Origin of the sequence: Xanthomonas sp. JAI131 (assembly GCF_013410075.1) — a bacterium.
GTDB lineage: Bacteria > Pseudomonadota > Gammaproteobacteria > Xanthomonadales > Xanthomonadaceae > Xanthomonas_A > Xanthomonas_A bonasiae.
In genome coordinates this window covers 177,534-197,161 of record NZ_JACCCN010000003.1, presented here as the reverse complement: position 1 = coordinate 197,161, position 19,628 = coordinate 177,534, and the positions used below count along the sequence as shown (strand labels likewise).

Genomic DNA, 19,628 nt, shown 5'->3' with positions numbered 1-19,628 from the left:
GCGCGGCGCTTTCCGTCTTCTGCGAGTCCCTCATGTCGCCATCCACCGCCCCTAGCCTGAACTTCGCCCCCGTCCCCGAGCTGCTGGAGGAAATCCGCGCCGGCCGCATGGTGGTCATCGTCGACGACGAGGACCGCGAGAACGAGGGCGACCTGATCATGGCCGCCGAGCTGGTCAAGCCCTCGGACATCAATTTCATGGTCACCCATGCGCGCGGCCTGGTGTGCCTGTCGCTGACCCGCGAGCGCTGCGCGCAGCTCGGGCTGGCGCCGATGGTCCAGCACAACACCGCGCAGTTCCACACCAACTTCACCGTCAGCATCGAGGCCGCCGAGGGCGTGACCACCGGCATTTCGGCCTACGACCGCGCGCATACCGTGCGCACCGCGGTCAAACCCGACGCCAAGCCGCACGACCTGAGCCAGCCGGGCCACATCTTCCCGCTGATCGCCCAGCCCGGCGGCGTGCTGACCCGCGCCGGCCACACCGAGGCGGCCGGCGACCTGCCGCTGCTGGCGGGGCTGGAACCGGCCGGGGTGCTGGTGGAAGTGCTCAATCCCGACGGCAGCATGGCGCGGCGCCCGCAGTTGGAGGAGTTCGCGCGCCTGCATGGGCTGAAGATGGGCTCGATCGCCGACCTGATCGCCTACCGCCTGGCCACCGAGCACACCGTCGAGCGCATCGACGAGCGCCCCATCGAGACCGAGTTCGGCAGCTTCTCCCTGGTCACCTACCGCGACCGCATCGCCCACGACCTGCATTTCGCGCTGGTCCGCGGCACTCCCGACGCCGAAACGCCGACCCTGGTGCGGGTGCAGGTGGAGAACCCGCTGGCCGACCTGCTGCACTGGCGCCGCGACGATTTCGGCGTGGCCGCCAGCGACGCGCTGCGCGCGATCGCCGCGGCCGACAGCGGGGTCATGGTGGTGCTGTCGGCGCCGCGCGACAGCCAGGCGCTGCTGGCGCGGCTGCGCAAGCAGCCCGACGTGGCCGCCAACAGCAAGGACGTGGGGCAGTGGCGGCGCAATGGCGCCGGCAGCCAGATCCTGGCCGACCTGGGCCTGGGCAAGCTGCGCGTGCTGGGCACGCCGCGCCGGCAGGTCGGCCTGGCCGGGTTCGGGCTGGAGGTGGTGGAGCATGTGGAGTTGGAGCCGGGATTGGGGAGTCGGGAGTCGGGAGTCGGGAAAGGCTGATTCCCCTTACGCGGCTTCGCTATCGGCGTTGCAAGCGCTTCCGGGGCCCGAGCCCGGAACACGCCGCCTGCTAAACTCTCCCACCCACTGAACCTGCCACCGCCATGACCCACTACGAAGGCGACCTCCGCGCTCCCGAAGCGGCCCGTTTCGCGATCATCGCCAGCCGCTGGAACGCGCGCATCACCGACGTGTTGGTCGCCGGCGCGCGCGCGAGCCTGTCCGGCAACGGCATCGCCGACGACGCGGTGGACGTGATCCGCGTGCCCGGCGCGTGGGAACTGCCGCTGGCCGCCGCGCGCCTGGCCGCCGCCGGCCAGCACGCGGCGATCATCGCGCTGGGTTGCGTGATCCGCGGCGACACCCGCCACTACGAACACGTGGCCGATGGCTGCGCCGAAGGCCTGCTGCGGGTGTCGCTGGACTTCCGCATCCCGGTGCTCAACGGCGTGCTGGCGGTGGAGCAGGTCGAGGACGCCGAGGCGCGCGCCGGCGGCAGCCATGGCAACAAGGGCGAGGAAGCGGCGCTGACCGCGCTGGAAATGGTCAATCTCCTGGAGCTGCTGCCATGAACAAGCCCGCTGGCCACAAGCATGTCCGCCGCGACGGCGTCGATCCGGTGCTGCGTTCGCGCGCGCGCCGGCGTGCGCTGCAGGCGATCTACGCCTGGCAGATCGCCGGCGGCACCGCGCAGCACGTGATCGCGCAGTTCGCGCACGAGCAGGCGCACGAGATCGCCGACCTGGTCTACTTCGAGAACCTGGTCGAAGGCGTGCTCAAGCACCGCGCCGAACTGGACGCGGCGCTGGTCGGCTACCTGGACCGTACCGTCGAGGAAGTGGACGCGATCGAGCGCGCGGTGCTGCGCCTGGCCGCCTACGAACTGCTGCACCGCCACGACGTGCCGTACCGCGTGGTGATCAACGAAGCCATCGAGACCGCCAAGCGTTTCGGCTCCGAACACGGCCACACCTACGTCAACGGCGTGCTCGACCGCGCCGCGCTGGAATGGCGCACGGTGGAGTCGGGTGGCGCGGGCGCCTAACGGCGCGGGATTGGGCATTTGGGATTGGGGATTCGCAGGCGCTGCATTCCCTCCCGAGCCACGGCTGTGGCCTGGCTGTTGCCAATCCCCAATGCCGAATCCCCAATCCCGGCTCCCAAAATGCCTGAATTCGATCTGATCGATCGCCTGCGTGCCCGGATCGGGACGCACGCGGACGTGCCGTTGGGCATCGGCGACGATGCGGCGCTGCTGCAGCCGCCGCCGGGCGAGCAGCTGGCGATCACCACCGATACGCTCAACGCCGGCGTGCACTTTCCGCTTGAGACCGCGCCTGCCGACATCGGTTGGAAGACGTTGGCGGTGAACCTGTCCGACCTCGCTGCGATGGGCGCGCAGCCGCGCTGGTGCACGCTGTCGCTGTCGTTGCCGCACGAGGATGCGCGCTGGATCGACGCCTTCACCGACGGCTTCTTCGCGCTGGCCGATGCGCACGGCATCGTGCTGGCCGGCGGCGACACCACGCGCGGGCCGCTGTCGCTGTCGGTCACCGCGATCGGCAGCGTGGCGCCCGGCGCGGCGCTGCGCCGCGACGGCGCCCAGCCGGGCGACGAGATCTGGGTCAGCGGCCGTCCGGGCGAGGCTGCCGCGGCGTTGGCGCTGTGGCAGGCCGGGCGGCTGGATGTGGCCCGTGCCGCCGCCGATCCCGTCCACGAGCATCTGCGCCAGCGCCTGCTGCGGCCGTCGCCGCGGGTGCAGGCCGGGCGGCGCCTGCGCGGCCTGGCGCACGCCTGCGTGGACATTTCCGACGGCCTGCTGGCCGACCTGGACCACATCTGCGCGCGCAGCGGCGTCGGCGCCGAACTGTGGCTGGCCGCGTTGCCGGTGGTCGCCGCGCCGGCGGAGGCGAGCGCCGCGCAGGTGCACGCCTGGCAACTGGGCGGCGGCGACGACTACGAGCTGTGCTTCACCGCCGCGCCGGCGCAACGCGCGGCGATCGTGCAGGCATTGCAGGCGATCGGCGAACAGGCGACGCCGATCGGGCGCATCGTCGCCGGCGGCGGCATCGTCGTGCGCGACGCGGACGGTCAGCCGTGGCAGCCGCCGCGGCGCGGCTACGAGCATTTTTTCGCCGGTTAGCGGAAGTCCGCGAGTCGCTTCGCGCCGTACCCTCACCCCAACCCCTCTCCCGGTGGGAGAGGGGCTAAAGCACGCCGCGGCTGTTCCCTTCACCCGTCGGGAGAAGGTGCCCCGCAGGGGCGGATGAGGGTCCGGCCGAAGCAGAGACGGTGGACCACAGATGGACCTGCTGGGCGGCCACAAGAGCCCCACCATACCGTGCCGCACTGCGGCGTGAAGTTGTCCGTACCGGCTGGTATGGTCGCGACGTCCGATCCCCACGTCGCGCACCCGTAACCGTTTCTGGCAGCTGGGCCATTCCGACCCGGCGCCGTTTGGGAGGCAGTACATGCGTATGTCCGTGTCCCGCTGCATCGCCCTGTGCGCGATGCTGTTGTTCTCCGCCGCCGCGTCCGCCGGAGGTTTCAGCAAGCAGTACCAGACCATTTCCAGTTGGGACGGCACCAAGCTCGGCGCACTGGTGCTGGTGCCGCAGGGGCAGGGGACCGGGCCGTTCCCGCTGGTGGTGATGCCGGCCAGCTGGTCGCTGCCCAACCTGGAATACGTGGGCCGCGCCAGCGAGCTGGCCAGCAACGGCTACGTGGTGGTCAGCTACACCTCGCGCGGGTTCTGGGATTCGGCGGGCGTGATCGACATCGCCGGGGCGCCGACGGTGGAAGACGTCAGCACGGTGATCGACTGGGCGCTGGCCAATACCCCGGCCAATGCCAAGGCGATCGGCGTGTCCGGCATTTCCTACGGCGCCGGCACCAGCCTGCTCGCCGCCGCGCGCGATCCGCGGATCAAGGCGGTGGCCGCGCTCAGCGGCTGGGCCGACCTGCAGGCCTCGCTGTACGCGAACGCCACGGTCAGCGAACAGGGCGTCGCCCTGCTGGTGGCCTCCGGCGCGATCACCGGCCGGCCCGGGCCGGATCTGGCGCAGATCAGCGCGCGGGTCGCGGTCGGCGACTACGACGGCGCGGTGCAGGGCTTCCTGCCCAAGGCGGGCGAGCGCAGCGTGATCAACGAAGTGCAGGCGCTCAACCGCAACGGCCCTGCGGTGCTGATGGCCAATGCGTTCAACGACGGCCTGTTCCCGCCGAACCAGTACATCGACCTGTACAACCGCCTGAGCGTGCCCAAGCACCTGATGTTCAGCCAGGGCGATCACGCCACGGCCGAACTGCCGGGCGCGCTCGGCCTGCCGAACGAGGTGTACACGGAAACCACCCGCTGGTTCGACCACTACCTCAAGGGCCAGGCCAACGGCGTGGACAGCGAGCAGCCGGTGCAGCTGGCCACGCTCGACGGCACCTGGCTGCGCTACGCCGATTGGAACAGCGTGCAGGCCGGCGCGACCCGCTATGGCCTGACCCGCCCGAGCGGCCTGATCGCGACCGGTGCGCTGAGCACCGGCACCAGCACCGGTTGGAGCAAGGGCATCGCCACCGGCGTACCGACCCTGGCCGATTCGGGCGTGCTGCTGGTCAGCGGCCTGCTGCAGGGCCTGGGCCAGCCGGTCACCACCTCGATCCCGCTGGTGGACCGCAACGGCGCGGCGGTATGGAGCGGGCCGGTGTACACCAGCGCCAAGCGCCTGGCCGGCAGCCCGTCGCTGCGGGTGACGGTGACCCCGAGCCAGGCCAACGTGTCGCTGTTCGCCTACCTGTACAGCATGAACGGGCTCGGCGTGGCGCAATTGCTGAGCCACGCGCCGTACTCGCTGCGCAACGCGACCCCGGGCGTGGCGACCACGATCGACCTGCCGTTGCAGGCGACCGCGGTCGATATCCCGGCCGGCAACCGCCTGGTGCTGGTGGTGGACACCACCGATCCGCGCTATACCTCGGCCAGCCGCTTCGGCGGCAGCGTCAGCTTCAGTTCGCCGGCGGCCGCGCCGTCGAGCCTGAGCGTGCCGCTGCACTGACCTGCGTTTGACGGAAAGGCCGGCGCAATGCCGGCCTTTCCCGCGTCTTGCCGTAGCCGCACGGCCGCGGAAATTACGCGGAATTTACGCGGCCGCCGGTATCGGCCGATAGCGACTTTACGGCCCCGCGCCCGAACATGACCAGGTCGGCGGAATGGTTCCGCCCTGGATCCGACGTCATGCGTTCCCCGCTTTCCTGTGCCGCCCGCCGACTCCTGTCGCGCGGCGCGCTTGCGCTTTTTTTCCTTGCCGGCAGCGCAGCGGCCAACGCCGCCAGCGTCAGCGGCAATGCCACGCTTACCAGCGACTACGTCTGGCGCGGCAGCACCCAGAGCGACGCCGATCCTGCCGTGCAGGCCGGTCTGGCGCTGGCCGCCGACAACGGCGCGTACGCGTCGCTGTGGGCCTCGTCGATCAAGTTCGACAGCACCCCGCATGCCAGCACCGAAGTCGACGGCGTGCTCGGCTGGCGCGGCCAGTGGACGCCGGACTGGGCCTGGGACGCGAACCTGACCCGCTACCAATACCCCTCGGCCGCCGCACTGAACTGGACCGAGCTGGGCGCCACCGTGACCTGGAAGCAGCGCGTGTGGGCGCAACTGGGCTGGTCCGACGATGCGCTGGCCAGCGACACCACCGGCACCTACGCGCAGCTCGGCGCGCGCTACCCGTTCAACGAGCGCTTCCGCGTCGAGGCGGCGGTGGGCCATTACTGGCTCGCCCGCAGCTACGCGGATAGCTACACGCATGGGCTGGTCAGCGCCGTGTTCACTCTGCCCGGCATTCGCCAGGGCGGACCGGGGCTGGAGCTGCGGCTGACCGCGCACGACACCGACCGCGCCGCCGAGCGGCTGTTCCCCGACATGGCCGGCACGCGGGTCGAAGCCGCGCTGCAAGCCACCTTTTGAGTCCTGAGGAGAGATGACATGCCGACCTGGCTATCGCTGATCTGCGGCGTGGCGGTGATCGTCGCCGCCGGCTACCTGTTGTACGTGATTTTGCGTCCCGAAGATTTCTGAGCCGAGTGCTACTGCCATGATCGATACATTGCTTGTCTATGCGCTCGCGCTGCTGCTGGGTTGGCCGCTGGGCCTGTACCTGGCCAAGGTGATGCGCGGGGCGCCGATGCGCGGCGACACGCTGTTCGGCTGGGTCGAACGCCCGCTGTACCGCCTGCTCGGCACCGATCCGGCGCGCGGCATGAACTGGCGCGGCTATGCCGGCGCGTTCCTGGCCAGCAACCTGGTGCTGGGCGCGCTGGTGTTCGCCCTGTTCGTGACCCAGGCGTGGTTGCCGCTCAATCCCGATGCGGTGCCGAACATGCGCTGGGACGTGGCGCTGCACACCATGGTCTCGTTCCTGACCAATACCAATCAGCAGCACTACTCGGGCCAGGCGCAGCTGTCGTATCTGTCGCAGGCGGTGGGCGTGGTCGGTTTGCAGTTCATCACGCCGATGATGGGCCTGGCGCTGGTGGTGGCGACCTTGCGTGCGCTGTTCGGTGGGCGAGCGGCCGCCGCGAACGCTGGGACCCAGCAGGCGACGCTCAGCGTCGACGAAGCCGACGTCGGCAACTACTGGGCCGACGTGATCCGGCCGACGCTGCGCTTCCTGCTGCCGCTGTGCCTGCTGTGGACCGTGCTGCTGACCCAGCAGGGCGTGCCGTCCACGCTGGCCGCCGGCCCCACCGCGACGCCGCTGGACGCCAGCGCCGGCATGGCCGCGCAGAAGATCCCGCTCGGCCCGGTCGCGGCGATGGTGGCGATCAAGCAGCTCGGCACCAACGGCGGCGGCTGGTACGGCCCGAACAGCGCGATGGCGCTGGAGAATCCGACCCCGTTCTCCAATCTGCTGGAGATGCTGGCGATCGTGCTGATCCCGGTGGCGATCGCGTTCATGGTCGGCCCGTTCACCGGGCGCCGCAAATTCACCGTGCTGGTGTTCGGCAGCATGCTGGCGATGTCGCTGGCCTCCACCGCGGTGTCGGTGTGGTCCGAAGGCCATTCGGCCAGTACCGCCAGCGTGGCACTGATGGAAGGCAAGGAAGTGCGCTTCGGCGCCGATGCCTCGGCGGCGTGGTCGTCGCTGACCACGCAGACCTCCAACGGCTCGGTCAATGCGATGCACGATTCGCTGGCGCCGCTGACCGGCGGCGTGGCCATGGTCAACATGCTGGTCAACGCGATCTGGGGCGGCATCGGCTGCGGCCTGCAGCAATTTCTGGTGTACCTGCTGCTCAGCGTGTTCCTGGCCGGGCTGATGACCGGGCGCACGCCGGAACTGTTCGGGCGCAAGATCGAGGCCGGCGAAGTGCGCCTGCTGGCCTTGCTGATCCTGCTGCAGCCGCTGGTGCTGCTCGGCTTCACTGCGTTGACCCTGGCCATGCCGGCGGCGATCACCGCCACCTCCAATCCCGGCTTCCACGGCATCAGCCAGGTGTTCTACGAGTACACCTCGGCCTTCGCCAACAACGGCTCCGGTTTCGAAGGCCTCGGCGACGGCATTCCGTGGTGGAACCTGACCTGCACCCTGGTGCTGATCCTGGGCCGCTATCCGGCGCTGATCGTGCCGCTGATCGTGGCCGCGCAGATGGCGCGCAAGCGCGTGGCGCCGGAAACCGGCGGCAGCCTGCAGGTGGAAACGCCGACCTTCGCGCTGACCCTGATCGCGGTCATCGCGGTCCTGACCGTTCTGCAATTCACGCCGGCACTGGTGTTGGGCCCGATCGCCGATCACCTGACGCTTGCCGCGCACTGAGACCACGACCATGAGCACCCCGCTTCCGCAAGCTTCTTCCTCCGTCCACAAGCCCGGTCTGCTCGACGGCCCCGCACTGCGTGCGGCGCTGCGCGCCAGCGTTCTGAAACTCTCGCCACGCCATCTGCTCGGCAGTCCGGTGATGGCGGTGGTGTTCGCCGGCACCTTGCTGTCGGCCCTGATCACCGTGGCCGGGCAGGGCGCGCCCGCGTTCGGCTGGGCGGTGACCGCGATCCTGCTGATCACCGTGCTGTTCGGCAATTTCGCCGAAGCGGTGGCCGAGGCGCGCGGCCGCGGCCAGGCCGCCTCGCTGCGGCGCGCACGCAAGGACCTGGTGGCGCGCCGGGTGAGCAGCGCGCAACTGGACGGCGAAACCAGCATTCCTGCCGCCGAACTGAAGCCAGGCGACCTGGTAGTGATCTCCGCCGGCGAACTGATCCCGGCCGACGGCGAGATCGTGCACGGCGTGGCCACGATCAACGAAGCGGCGGTCACCGGCGAATCGGCACCGGTGCTGCGCGAGGCCGGCACCGACCGTTCCGGCGTGATCGGCGGCACCAAGGTGCTGTCCGACGAGATCGTGGTGAAGGTCACCGCCGAACCCGGTCACAGCTTCCTGGACCGCATGATCGCGCTGGTCGAAGGCGCCAACCGGCAGAAGACCCCGAACGAGATCGCACTGACCATGCTGCTGGCGGCGATGACCCTGACCTTCCTGATCGTGGTCGCGACCTTGCCGGTCATCGCCGGCTACGTCGGCGTGCGCATCGATCCGCTGCTGCTGATCGCGCTGCTGGTGTGCCTGATCCCGACCACCATCGGCGGGCTGCTGCCGGCGATCGGCATCGCCGGCATGAACCGCGCGCTGTCGGCGAACGTGCTGGCCAAGTCGGGCAAGGCGGTGGAAGTGGCCGGCGACGTCGATGTGCTGCTGCTGGACAAGACCGGCACCATCACCTACGGCGACCGCCAGGCCACCGCGTTCCATGCGCTCAGCGGCGTCGATGCGGTGCAACTGCGCGAGGCGGCGATGCTGTCCTCGCTGGCCGACCCGACCCCGGAAGGCAAGTCGATCGTGCGCCTGGCCCGCGAGCAGGGCATGCCGCCGGCCGATCCGGACGGCGCCAGCTTCGTCGCCTTCACCGCGCAGACGCGCATGTCCGGCGTCGATCTGGCCGCGCAGGGGCAACAGCCGCCGCGTTCGATCCGCAAGGGCGCGGCCGATGCGGTGATCCGCCACGTCACCGCGCTGGGCGGGCTGGTGCCGGCGGAACTGAAGGGCCGCGTGGAGCAGGTCGCGCGCAGCGGCGCCACCCCGCTGGTGGTGGCCGAGGGCCGGCACGTGCTCGGCGTGGTCGAGCTGTCGGACGTGGTCAAGCATGGCGTGCGCGAGAAGTTCGCACGGCTGCGCGCGATGGGGGTGAAGACGGTGATGATCACCGGCGACAACCCGCTCACCGCCGCGGCGATCGCCGCCGAGGCCGGCGTCGACGACTACATCGCCGAGGCCACGCCGGAAGACAAGCTCGCGCGCATCCGCGCCGAGCAGGCCGGCGGCCGGCTGGTGGCGATGGTCGGCGACGGCACCAACGATGCGCCGGCACTCGCGCAGGCCGACGTCGGCCTGGCGATGAACTCGGGCACGCAGGCGGCCAAGGAAGCCGGCAACATGGTCGACCTGGATTCGGATCCGGCCAAGCTGCTGGCGGTGGTGGAAGTGGGCAAGCAGCAGCTGATCACCCGCGGCGCGCTGACCACCTTCTCGCTGGCCAACGACGTGTCCAAATACTTCGCGATCCTGCCGGCGCTGTTCGCCGCCTCGATCCCGCAGATGGCGGCGCTGAACGTGATGCGCCTGTCCAGCCCTGTGCATGCGGTGCTGGCCGCGTTGATCTTCAACGCGCTGGTGATTCCGGCGCTGATCCCGCTGGCGTTGCGCGGCGTGCGCTTCACCCCGGCCACGGCGACCTCGCTGCTGCGCCGGAACATGCTGATCTACGGCGTCGGCGGCGTGCTGCTGCCGTTCGTCGGGATCAAGCTCATCGACCTGCTGCTGGTGGCGCTGGGCTGAGCCCCGCGCCGATCTTCCGCTTCCTTTTCGGGCCACCTGCGATGAACGTTTCCCCGGTTTCCTCTTCCTACCGCGAACCGCTGCGCTGGCGCGCGGCGCTGCTGCTGCCGCTGCTGGTGCTGGGCGCCGCCGCGCTGTACTCGCTGCTGTCCACCCTGCTCGCCGGCGCGCTGTTCCCGGCGCAGGCCAACGGCAGCCTGCTGCAACGCGATGGCCGCGTGCTCGGCTCGGCGCTGGTCGCGCAGCCGTTCGCCGCGCCCGGCTATTTCCAGCCGCGTCCGTCGGCGGCCAAGTTCGACCCGATGGCCGCGGCCGGCAGCAACCAGGCGCGCAGCAATCCGGAGCTGCAGCAGCGCATCGCCGACGCGCGCGCCAGCGTGGCCGCGCGCGACGGCGTCGCCGCGGCGCAGGTGGCGGACGATCTGCTCACCCAGTCCGGCAGCGGCATGGACCCGGACATCAGCGTGGCCGCGGCGCAGCAGCAGGTCGCGCGCGTGGCCAAGGCGCGCGAATTGCCGGTGGCGACCGTCGCCGCGCTGGTCGCCGCGCAGGCGCAGCCGCGCCAGTTCGGCGTGCTCGGCCAACCGCGGGTGAATGTGCTGGAGCTGAATCTGGCGTTGGATGCCGGGGAAGCCGGGAATGGGGAAAAGAGAATCGGGAATGGGGATGAGCAAAAGCGGTAAAGCCTGGGTCCCGACCCTGTAGGCTTTGCGATTCCCCATTCCCCATTCCCAGCCTTCAAATGTCCGATCCCCGTACCCAACAGGCCGACGCCTTGATCGGCGCGCTCCAGCGCGAGCGCGGCGGGCGGCTGACCGTGTTCCTGGGTGCGGCGCCGGGCGTGGGCAAGACCTACGCGATGCTGTCGCGCGCGCGCCAGCTGCAGCAGCAGGGCAGCGAGGTGGTGGTCGGGGTGGTCGAGACCCACGGCCGCGCCGAGACCGCGGCGCTGCTCGACGGGCTGGCCGTGCAGCCGCGGCGGCGCGTGGAATATCGCGGCCGCACGCTCGAGGAAATGGACCTGGACGCGCTGCTGGCACGGCACCCGCCGCTGGTGCTGGTCGACGAGCTGGCGCACCGCAACGCGCCCGGCAGCCGCCACGAGCGGCGCTGGCAGGACGTGCAGGAACTGCTCGACGCCGGCATCGACGTCTACAGCACGGTCAACATCCAGCACCTGGAAAGCCTCAACGATGTGGTCCACCGCATCACCGGCATCCGCGTCGGCGAGACCGTGCCCGATGCGATCTTCGACCGACTGCGCGACATCGTGCTGGTCGACCTGCCGCCGCGCGAACTGATCGAACGCCTGCAACAGGGCAAGGTGTATCTGCCCGAGCAGGCGGGACAGGCGCTGCAGGCGTTCTTCTCGCCGTCGAACCTGGCCGCGCTGCGCGAACTGGCGATGCAGACCGCGGCCGACCGCGTCGACAACGACCTGCGCGACGTGCAGGCCGCACAGGGCCGCACCGGCGTGGCGCTGCGGCGGCGGGTGCTGGTGGCGATCGACGGGCGCGGCCAGTCCGACTACCTGGTGCGGGTGGCGCGGCGCCTGGCCGAGCGCCGCGGCGCGCCGTGGAGCGTGGTCACCGTGCAGACCCAGGCGCAGCCGGAGGAAGCCTGGCAGCTGGAGGTCGATCGCGCCTTCGCCCTGGCGCGGCGGCTCGGCGGCGACGCCGCGCTGCTGCACGGCGCCAGCGTGGCCGATGCGCTGCTCGACCACGCCGCGCACAACGGCGTGTCCACGCTGCTGCTCGGCCGCACCCGCGAACGGCCGCTGGCGCGGATGATCAACCGCACGCTGACCCAGCAACTGTTGCAGCGCGGCGCGCACTACGAGCTGGTCATCATCAGTTCGCCGGAGGCGCGCGCGCGTGCGCGGCGGCGTTGGCGCAGTCCCGGCCACTGGCTGTCGCGCGACGACCTGGTGTTCGCCACCGTCGCCTCGCTGCTGGCGGTGGCGGTGGGCTGGATCGCCGAGCGCTGGGTCGGCATCGACGACCTGTCGATGGTGTTCATCGTCGCGGTGGTGATGGTCGCGGCGAAGACGCGCATGGCCGCGGCGGTGCTGTCGGCGCTGCTGAGCTTCTTCGCCTACAACTTCTTCTTCATCGAACCGCGCTACACGCTGCACATCGGCGCGCGCCAGGGCGTGGTCACGGTGCTGCTGTTCCTGGTCGCGGCGCTGGTCGCCGGGCGCCTGGCGTCGCGGCTGCGCATGCAGGTGCTGGCGCTGCGCGCGGCCAACGCGCAGACCACCGCACTGCAGCGGCTGGGCCGCGAACTCACCAGCGCCGCCGACCTGGGCCAGGTGCTGGAGGCCGGGCGCCGCGCGCTGGCCGCCACGCTCGAGGCCGAGGCCTGGGTGCGGCTGCAGCCGCTGGAGGCGGCGCACGCCGCCGCGCAGGACGGCGCGCACGACTACGCGGCATCGATGGCGGCGGTGGATCGCAGCGCCGCCGACTGGGCGCAGCGCCACGGCCAGGCCACCGGCCGCTTCACCGACACCCTGGCCGGCGCGAGCTGGTGGTTCCTGCCGGTGCGCCACGAGCGCGGCGCGATCGGCGTGGTCGGGCTGAAATTCGCCGCCGGTGTGCAGCGTCCCGGGCTGGAGCAGCAGCGCCTGGCCGAAGCCATGGTCGAGGACATCGGCCAGGCCGCGCTGCGCACGCGGCTGGTCGCCGACCTGGAAAGCGCGCGGGTCAGCGGCGAGACCGAGCGCCTGCGCTCGGCGCTGCTGTCGTCGGTGTCGCACGACCTGCGCTCGCCGCTGGCGGCGATGATCGGCGCGGCCAGCAGCCTGTCCAGCTACGGCCAGGCGATGGACGCCGACGACCGCCGCAGCCTGCTGGAGACGATCCAGCTGGAAGGCGAGCGCCTGGACCGCTACATCCAGAACCTGCTCGACATGACCCGGCTCGGCCACACCGGGCTGACCTTGAACCGCGACTGGATCGACGTGGACGAACTGATCGGCTCGGCCGCGCGGCGGCTGCAGCGCTACCAGCCGCAGGTGCGGCTGGACATCGCCCTGGCCGCCGAGCTGCCGACGCTGTGGGTGCATCCGGCGCTGGTCGAACAGGCGATCTTCAACGTGCTGGAGAACGCGGCGAAATTTTCGCCGGAGGGCGAGGCGATCCGCGTCGCCGCGGCGATGGTCGACGGGCGCCTGCGCATCGACATCGGCGACCGCGGCCCGGGCATTCCCGAGGACGAGCGCGCGCGCATCTTCGACATGTTCTACAGCGTCGAACGCGGCGACCGCGGCCGCCACGGCACCGGCCTGGGCCTGACCATCTGCCAGGGCATGATCGGCGCGCACGGCGGCAGCGTCGAGGCGCTGCCCGGCGCCGATGGCTGCGGCACCACGATCCGCATTACTCTGCCGTTGATCGAACCCGCCGCCCCTCCGCCCCGCCCCGATGCCGACTGAGTCCCACGCCGATCCGATTCCGCCGCCGCGCGTGCTGGTCATCGACGACGAGCCGCAGATCCGGCGTTTCCTGGACATCAGCCTGCGCGCGCAGGGCTACCGCGTGCTGCAGGCGGCCACCGGCGGCGACGGCCTGGCGCAGCTGGCCGCGCACGGCGCCGAACTGGTGGTGCTCGACGTGGGCCTGCCCGACCAGGACGGGCACAGCGTGCTGCGCGAACTGCGGCAGTGGTCCGCGGTGCCGGTGATCATGCTCACCGTGCGCGCCGGCGAAGCGGAGAAAGTGCAGGCGCTGGACGCCGGCGCCAACGACTACGTGACCAAGCCGTTCGGCGTGCAGGAACTGATGGCGCGCATCCGCGTGCTGCTGCGCATGCAGCCGGCCGCCGGCGAGGCCGAGCCGGTGTTCGACGACGGCCACCTGCACATCCACCTGGGCCTGCGCGAGGTGCGCCTGGACGGCGAGCCGCTGCCGCTGAGCCGCAAGGAATACGCGCTGCTCGCGCTGTTGCTGCGGCACAGCGGGCGCGTGCTCACCCAGCCGCAACTGCTGCGCGAAGTGTGGGGGCCGACCCACCAGGAAGACACCCACTACCTGCGCATCCTGGTCGGCAAACTGCGGCAGAAACTCGGCGACAGCGCGGTGGCGCCGCGCTACATCGCCACCGAGCCGGGCGTGGGCCTGCGTTTCATCGGCGTGAGCGAACGCAGCGGCTGAGCCGCGCGGTTAATCGAGCCGGTTCTGCAAGACGGTCGATAACCCGGCCCGGTGCACTGTAGGAGGGGCTTCAGCCCCGACAGATTCCGAAGCCGTCAGCTTTTTCCACTTCGTTCGTCGCGGCTGAAGCCGCTCCTACAAAAAGCGGTCGCCGGTCGCCTGCGCGCGGTATCGGGCCGATTCTTGCGAGTCCCGAGTCCCGAGTTCCGAGTTCCGAGTCCCGCTATCTGTCCGGCAACACCTTGCCCGGATTGAGGATGCCGTCCGGGTCCAGCGCGCGCTTCACCGCGCGCATCGCGTCCAGCGTGGCCGCGTCGAAGGCCTGCGCCATGTAGTCGCGCTTGGCCACGCCGATGCCGTGCTCGCCCGACAGCGTGCCTTCCAGCGCCAGCACCAGCGCGAACAGGCGCGGCAGCGCGGCATGCGCACGCGCGGTTTCGCTGGCGTCGTCGGGCGCGTACATGATGTTGACGTGCAGGTTGCCGTTGCCGGCGTGGCCGAAGGCGACGATCGGCAGCTCGAATTCCGCCGCCAGTGCCTCGACTCCTGCGACCAGCTCGGGAATGCGCGACACCGGCACCACCACGTCTTCGTTGATCTTGCCCGGCTTGATCGTGCGCAGCGCCGGCGACAGCGCGCGGCGCGCCGCCCACAGTCGGTCGCGCGCGGCGCCGTCGGTGGCCACGTCCAGCGACAGCAGGCCGTCGCCTTCGGCGGCGGTGCCCAGCGCCTGCAGCGCGTAGGGCAGGGTGTCGTGGTCGCCGTCGGCCTCGATCAGCAGCATCGCGCCGGCCTCGGGTACGTCGCTGCCGTTGCGGCGCAGCAGCGCGATCGCGCTGCGGTCCATGAATTCCAGCATCGCCGGCGTGGTCGGCTGCGCCATCAGCCGCGACACCGCCGCCGCGGCGCTGCCGGCATCGCGGTAGAACGCGCGCAGCCCGGCCTGCGCCAGCGGCCGCGGCGACAGTTTCAGCGTGGCCTCCACGATCAGCGCCAGGGTGCCTTCGCTGCCGACCAGCAGGTGGGTCAGGTCGTAGCCGGTGGCGTCCTTGGTGTAGGCGCCGCCGCAACGGATCAGTTCGCCGGCGCCGGTCACCGCGACCATGCCGAGCACGTTGTCGCGGGTGGCGCCGTACTTCACCGCACGCGGGCCGCCGGCGTTGGTCGACAGGTTGCCGCCGACGCTGCAGATCTCGGCGCTGGACGGGTCCGGCGGCCAGAACAGGCCGTGCGGCGCCAGCGCCTGCTGCAGGTCGCCGTTGAGCACGCCCGGCTCGACCACCGCGCAGCGGTCCTGCGGGCGCAGCTGCACGATGCGGTTCATGCGCGCGAATGACAGCACCACGCCGCCGCCGAACGGCACCGCGGCGCCGGCGGTGCCGGTGCCGGCGCCGCGCGCGACGATCGGCACGCGGTGTGCGCGGCAGGCGCGCACGATCGCCTGCACCTGGTCGCGGGTCTGCGGCAGCGCCACCGCGTCGGCCAGCGCCCAGCGCCGCGAATCGTCCTCGCCGTAGCTGCGGCGGCTGGCGTCGTCGGTGCGCCAGCCGTCGGCACCGAGCAGTGCGGCGAGGGTGTCGGTCAGGGCGGCAGGCAGCGGCGTGGTCATGGCTGGGATCGCGAAGCGGAAGAGGGAGGCGGCTGCAGCAGTTTCCAGGTGCCGACCGTCACTGCCAGCGGCAGCCACACCCAGCGCAATTCGGACAACAGGGTGGCCATGCCGCGCGCGCCGAAGAAGCCGTTGGCGAACGGCGAGACGCGGATCGGCCGCCACGGCGCGAACCAGCGCTGCTCGCTCCATGGCCAGGCCAGCGCGACGCCGAGGCCGCCGGAGGTCAGCGCATCGAGCAGCGGGTTCGAGACGGTACAGACGCACATCCAGGTCGCCGCCTGCAGCGCGCCGGCGCGCAGCGGCCGGTGCAGTAGCGCGCCGAGCACGCCCAGCACCGCGGCGAACAGCAGCGAATGGCTGGCGCCGCGATGGCCGAACGCATCGGCATAGGGAATGTGCAGCGCGAACGCGACCACGTCCAGATCGGGCAGCATCGATGCGACGATGCCCGCGCTGAGCAGGCGCGCGGAAATGCGTCCGCGATCGGCGGCGGCCCACAGCGCCAACGGGATCGCGGCGTGGGTGAAGATGCTCGGCATGTCAGCAGTCGTCGGCGCGAAACGCGTCGCGCAGCCAGGTCAGCCGCGGCGGTTCGCCTTCGGCCTCGACCACGTCGAAGCGGCACGGCCAGTCCGCGTAGTGCGGATGCGCGGCCAGGAACAATTGCGCCGCCAAGACCAGCCGGCGGCGCTTGCGCAGGTCGACCGAGGCGGCGCCGCCGCCGAACGCGTCGTTGCGCCGGTAGCGCACCTCGACGAACACCAGGCACTGCGCCTGCTGCATCACCAGATCCAGTTCGCCGCCGCGATAGCGCACGTTGGCGGCGATCAGTTGCAGCCCGGCGCGCTCCAGTTCGGCGCGCGCCGCCGCTTCCACATCGTTGCCGCGTTGCCGGCGGTCAACGCCCATCGGGCAGCGGCGTCGCGCGCCCGCCGCTGAAGGTGGACCAGGCCGGGGTGCGCAGGATGTTGCCGAAGCCGTCCAGGTGCAGCACGCCGGTGGCGCCGCGCAGATTGGCCTCGGCGCCGGTGGCGAGCTTCTCCAGGTAGGCGCTGATCTGCCAGGCGTCGTAGCCGAACGCGAACAGGCGCGCGGCCGGGCCGCGCGCGGTCGGCAGCGTCTCGGCCACGCTGGTCGCCGCCGGCAGGCCGCCGACGCCGCGCACGCTCCACAGTTCGCTCGGGTAGGCGATGCCGTCCAGCACCAGGTCGTCCTCCGGCTTGCCGGTGCCGAGCACCAGCTGCGAGGTCGCCACCCGGCTCTTGCCGGCGAAACCGGCCAGCGCCAGCTGCGGCGCCAACGCGCGCGCGGTGCTGCCCTTCACCGCCAGGAACACCGCGTCGGCGGCGCCGGCGTTGCGCAGCTGCGCGCCGACATCGCCCGGCACCTCGGCCACGCTGACGCTGGCCGCGACCTTGCCGCCGCGCTCGCTGAAGCGCTCGCGGAACGCGGCCACCGCGCGGCGGCCGTTGTCGTCGTTGCTGCCGATCACCAGCGCGTTGCGGCGCTCGTGCGCCAGCAGGTATTCGGCGGCGGCGATGCCGTCGTCTTCCGGCGCCAGCGAGAAGCCGGCGCTGCCGGCGGGCGGGGCGCCGGTGCCGCGGTTCAGCGCCAGCAGCGGCACCGGCAGCGCGTCGCGCGCGAACAGCGCCGTGACCTCGTCGCGGCCGAGTGGGCCGACCACGAAGTCGGCGCCGCCGTCGATCGCCTTCTGGTAGGCGGCCAGCGCGCCGGCGGGGGTGCCGGTGGTGTCGATGAAGTTGATCTCCGGACGGCGCCGGGTCTCGCCGTAGTAGCCGGCGAGCAGGCCGTCGCGCACCGGCGCGGCCGCGGTGGCCAGGGTGCCGCTCAGCGGCAGCAGCACCGCCAGCTTGGCCGGCGGGCGGTAGCCGTCGCGCTCGGCCGGCGGCCGCTTGCTGGTGTCGAAGCCCCACTGCTCGCCGCGGTCGAACGGCCGCGGCAACGCCAGGCCGCGGCTGATCAGCGCGCGTCCGGCGAAGTTGTACAGCGGATCGCCGGCCGGCACCGCGGCGGCGCGCGCCTGCAGCGTGGCGTCGTTCAACGCCGCCAGCTGGCGCACGATGGCGCGCTGGTTGTCGCTGCGCGCCTGGCCGGTCAGGCCGATATCGGCGCGGGCGCGTTCGTCCAGCGCCGCGGTGGCGTCGCCGGTGCCTTCCAGCGCCTGCGCGCGGGCCAGGTGCCAGCGCGCGCGCAGGTTCTGCGGCACCGCCTGCGGATCGCTGCCCAGCGCCTGCAGCGCCTGCGCCGGCTGGCGGTCGACCAGGGCCAGCTCGGCGTTGACCAGGGCGAGCCGCACCTTGCTCAGGCCCGACAGCTGGCGCGGCTGCACTTGCGCGGCCAGGCTGCGCGCGCGGGCGACGTCGCCGCCCTCGTACCAGGCGAAGGCGGCATCGGCCAGCAGCTGGTTGCGCTCGCTGCCGGTGGCCGTGGCGGCCTGCGCCTCGAGCTGCTGCGCCGCTTCCCGCGGCTTGCCCTGGTCGAGCAGCGCCAGCGCCGCGGATTGGGCCGGCGAGGACGCGCTCTGCGTCACGCTGGTGGTGGCGCAGCCGGCGAACAGCAGCGCCAGCAGCGACAGGGCGGAAATCCTTGCGAATCGCTTGTTCATTTCTGGTCCATTCGGCAGGGCACGCCGAGGCGCGCCGGGGAAAACCGCTACGATTCTACCCTTGACCATGGAAAGCCGTAGATGAGCGCCCAGCCCGGAACCCTGCATGTCGTCGCCACGCCGATCGGCAATCTCGCCGACCTGACGCCGCGCGCGCAGGAGGTGCTGCGCGCGGTCGCCGCGATCTGCGCCGAGGACACCCGCCGCAGCGGCCAGCTGCTGGCGCATTTCGGCATCGACAAGCCGCTGGTCGCGCTGCACGAGCACAACGAGGACGCGCTGGCGCAGCGCATCGTCGCGCGCCTGCTCGGCGGCGAGTCGCTGGCCCTGGTCAGCGATGCCGGCACCCCGCTGGTCAGCGATCCCGGCTACCGGCTGGTGCGCGCGGCGCGCGAGGCCGGGGTGCGGGTCAGCCCGGTGCCCGGCGCCTGCGCGGCGATCGCCGCGCTCAGCGTGGCCGGCCTGCCCAGCGACCGTTTCAGCTTCGAGGGCTTCCTGCCGGCCAAGGCCTCCGGCCGCCGCGAGCGCCTGGCGCGCCTGGCCGGCGAGCCGCGCACCCTGGTGTTCTACGAATCGGCGCACCGCATCGTCGAATCCCTGGCCGACTGCCGCGCCGCGTTCGGCGACGCGCGGCCGGCGGTGCTGGCGCGCGAGCTGACCAAGCTGTTCGAGACCGTGCTCGACGGCAGCCTGGCCGAGCTGCAGGCGCAGGTGGAAGCCGACGACAACCAGCGCAAGGGCGAGTTCGTGCTGATCGTGCAGGGCGCCGGCGACGATGCCGACGCGCAACTGGCCGAGGGCCGCCGCGTCTATGCCACGCTGAGCGCGCACCTGCCGCCGTCCACCGCCGCCAAGCTGGCCGCGGAGATCACCGGGGCGCCGCGCAAGGCGTTGTATGGGGGATGAGGCGGCTGTAAACCGAGCCGGTGCCGACTGGCCTGCAACAGGCAATCGCAAACCTGCCGTTCCCAGGCGAATGCGCTGTCAGGCCACTGCCGGGAATCGGAACCCTGCCTGTTCGGCTTCCCATCCCAGCATCGCCAACCCGATGCTCCTGGGGACGGGTTTCTCGCCGCTGCGGTAGTAGGCCAGCATGCGCCGGCTCAGACCCAATGCCGCGGCGGCCGAATCCAGCGTCAGGTCGTGGCGATGCATCCAGGCGATGATCT

The 19,628-nt window shown here is 71.5% G+C and carries 18 protein-coding genes; 13 read left to right on the top strand and 5 right to left on the bottom strand.

Features of this window, described 5'->3' with window-relative positions; genetic code table 11:
- The first annotated feature begins 56 nt into the window (after positions 1–56).
- The 12 genes from ribB (at position 57) to HDC36_RS13865 (ending at position 14,221) form a co-directional block, all read left to right on the top strand.
- Positions 57–1,193, top strand: a complete 1,137-nt coding sequence (ribB, locus tag HDC36_RS13920) for a 3,4-dihydroxy-2-butanone-4-phosphate synthase (protein ID WP_179569399.1) — start codon at positions 57–59, stop codon at positions 1,191–1,193.
- 104 nt (positions 1,194–1,297) lie between these two features.
- Positions 1,298–1,765 carry a 6,7-dimethyl-8-ribityllumazine synthase gene (gene ribH / locus HDC36_RS13915; RefSeq protein ID WP_179568431.1) on the top strand — a complete coding sequence of 156 codons (468 nt, stop codon included), beginning with the start codon at positions 1,298–1,300 and terminating at the stop codon, positions 1,763–1,765.
- On the top strand, positions 1,762–2,238 hold the full coding sequence (nusB, locus tag HDC36_RS13910; protein WP_179568429.1) for a transcription antitermination factor NusB: 477 nt from the start codon (positions 1,762–1,764) through the stop codon (positions 2,236–2,238). The genes ribH and nusB overlap by 4 nt, the downstream gene beginning before the upstream one ends.
- A 120-nt stretch (positions 2,239–2,358) precedes the next feature.
- Entirely contained in the window at positions 2,359–3,336 is a 978-nt protein-coding gene (gene thiL / locus HDC36_RS13905; RefSeq protein WP_179568427.1) for a thiamine-phosphate kinase, read from the top strand.
- 328 nt (positions 3,337–3,664) lie between these two features.
- Positions 3,665–5,242 carry a CocE/NonD family hydrolase gene (locus tag HDC36_RS13900; protein WP_179568425.1) on the top strand — a complete coding sequence of 526 codons (1,578 nt, stop codon included), beginning with the start codon at positions 3,665–3,667 and terminating at the stop codon, positions 5,240–5,242.
- Between the two features lie 179 nt (positions 5,243–5,421).
- Entirely contained in the window at positions 5,422–6,150 is a 729-nt protein-coding gene (locus HDC36_RS13895) for a TorF family putative porin (protein ID WP_179568423.1), read from the top strand.
- 18 nt (positions 6,151–6,168) lie between these two features.
- Complete coding sequence (locus HDC36_RS13890) at positions 6,169–6,261, top strand: potassium-transporting ATPase subunit F (protein WP_046977662.1); 93 nt, start codon at positions 6,169–6,171, stop codon at positions 6,259–6,261.
- A gap of 16 nt (positions 6,262–6,277) precedes the next feature.
- Positions 6,278–7,999 (top strand): potassium-transporting ATPase subunit KdpA, encoded by a 1,722-nt coding sequence (gene kdpA / locus HDC36_RS13885; RefSeq protein ID WP_179568421.1) that lies wholly within the window; start codon positions 6,278–6,280, stop codon positions 7,997–7,999.
- A gap of 10 nt (positions 8,000–8,009) precedes the next feature.
- Positions 8,010–10,070, top strand: coding sequence for a potassium-transporting ATPase subunit KdpB (gene kdpB, locus HDC36_RS13880; protein WP_179568419.1), 2,061 nt, complete (start codon positions 8,010–8,012; stop codon positions 10,068–10,070).
- 41 nt (positions 10,071–10,111) lie between these two features.
- Positions 10,112–10,753, top strand: coding sequence for a potassium-transporting ATPase subunit KdpC (gene kdpC / locus HDC36_RS13875; RefSeq protein ID WP_179568417.1), 642 nt, complete (start codon positions 10,112–10,114; stop codon positions 10,751–10,753).
- A 59-nt stretch (positions 10,754–10,812) separates the two neighbouring features.
- Positions 10,813–13,503: a sensor histidine kinase KdpD gene (locus HDC36_RS13870; RefSeq protein WP_179568415.1), complete on the top strand. Its 2,691-nt coding sequence runs from the start codon at positions 10,813–10,815 to the stop codon at positions 13,501–13,503.
- Positions 13,493–14,221: a response regulator gene (locus HDC36_RS13865; RefSeq protein WP_179568413.1), complete on the top strand. Its 729-nt coding sequence runs from the start codon at positions 13,493–13,495 to the stop codon at positions 14,219–14,221. The genes HDC36_RS13870 and HDC36_RS13865 overlap by 11 nt, the downstream gene beginning before the upstream one ends.
- Positions 14,222–14,444: 223 nt before the next feature.
- Here HDC36_RS13865 and HDC36_RS13860 read toward each other — a convergent pair whose 3' ends face one another.
- The 4 genes from HDC36_RS13860 to HDC36_RS13845 are packed head-to-tail and all read right to left on the bottom strand — an operon-like array spanning position 14,445 to position 18,459.
- Positions 14,445–15,830 (bottom strand): FAD-linked oxidase C-terminal domain-containing protein, encoded by a 1,386-nt coding sequence (locus tag HDC36_RS13860; RefSeq protein ID WP_179568411.1) that lies wholly within the window; start codon positions 15,828–15,830, stop codon positions 14,445–14,447.
- The gene (locus tag HDC36_RS13855) at positions 15,827–16,372 is read right to left on the bottom strand and encodes a metal-dependent hydrolase (protein ID WP_179568409.1); all 546 of its coding nucleotides are present in this window, start codon (positions 16,370–16,372) and stop codon (positions 15,827–15,829) included. Before HDC36_RS13855 ends, HDC36_RS13860 begins: the two co-directional genes overlap by 4 nt.
- Before the next feature lies 1 nt (position 16,373).
- Positions 16,374–16,742, bottom strand: coding sequence for a YraN family protein (locus tag HDC36_RS13850; RefSeq protein ID WP_179568407.1), 369 nt, complete (start codon positions 16,740–16,742; stop codon positions 16,374–16,376).
- Entirely contained in the window at positions 16,732–18,459 is a 1,728-nt protein-coding gene (locus tag HDC36_RS13845) for a penicillin-binding protein activator (RefSeq protein ID WP_179568405.1), read from the bottom strand. Before HDC36_RS13845 ends, HDC36_RS13850 begins: the two co-directional genes overlap by 11 nt.
- A gap of 81 nt (positions 18,460–18,540) precedes the next feature.
- On the opposite strand from HDC36_RS13845, the gene rsmI reads away from it, so the two are divergent.
- Positions 18,541–19,365 carry a 16S rRNA (cytidine(1402)-2'-O)-methyltransferase gene (gene rsmI, locus HDC36_RS13840; RefSeq protein WP_179568403.1) on the top strand — a complete coding sequence of 275 codons (825 nt, stop codon included), beginning with the start codon at positions 18,541–18,543 and terminating at the stop codon, positions 19,363–19,365.
- A gap of 78 nt (positions 19,366–19,443) precedes the next feature.
- Here the strand turns inward: rsmI and HDC36_RS13835 are convergent, their stop codons facing one another.
- Positions 19,444–19,614 carry a hypothetical protein gene (locus tag HDC36_RS13835; RefSeq protein ID WP_255432747.1) on the bottom strand — a complete coding sequence of 57 codons (171 nt, stop codon included), beginning with the start codon at positions 19,612–19,614 and terminating at the stop codon, positions 19,444–19,446.
- Positions 19,615–19,628: the final 14 nt, after the last annotated feature.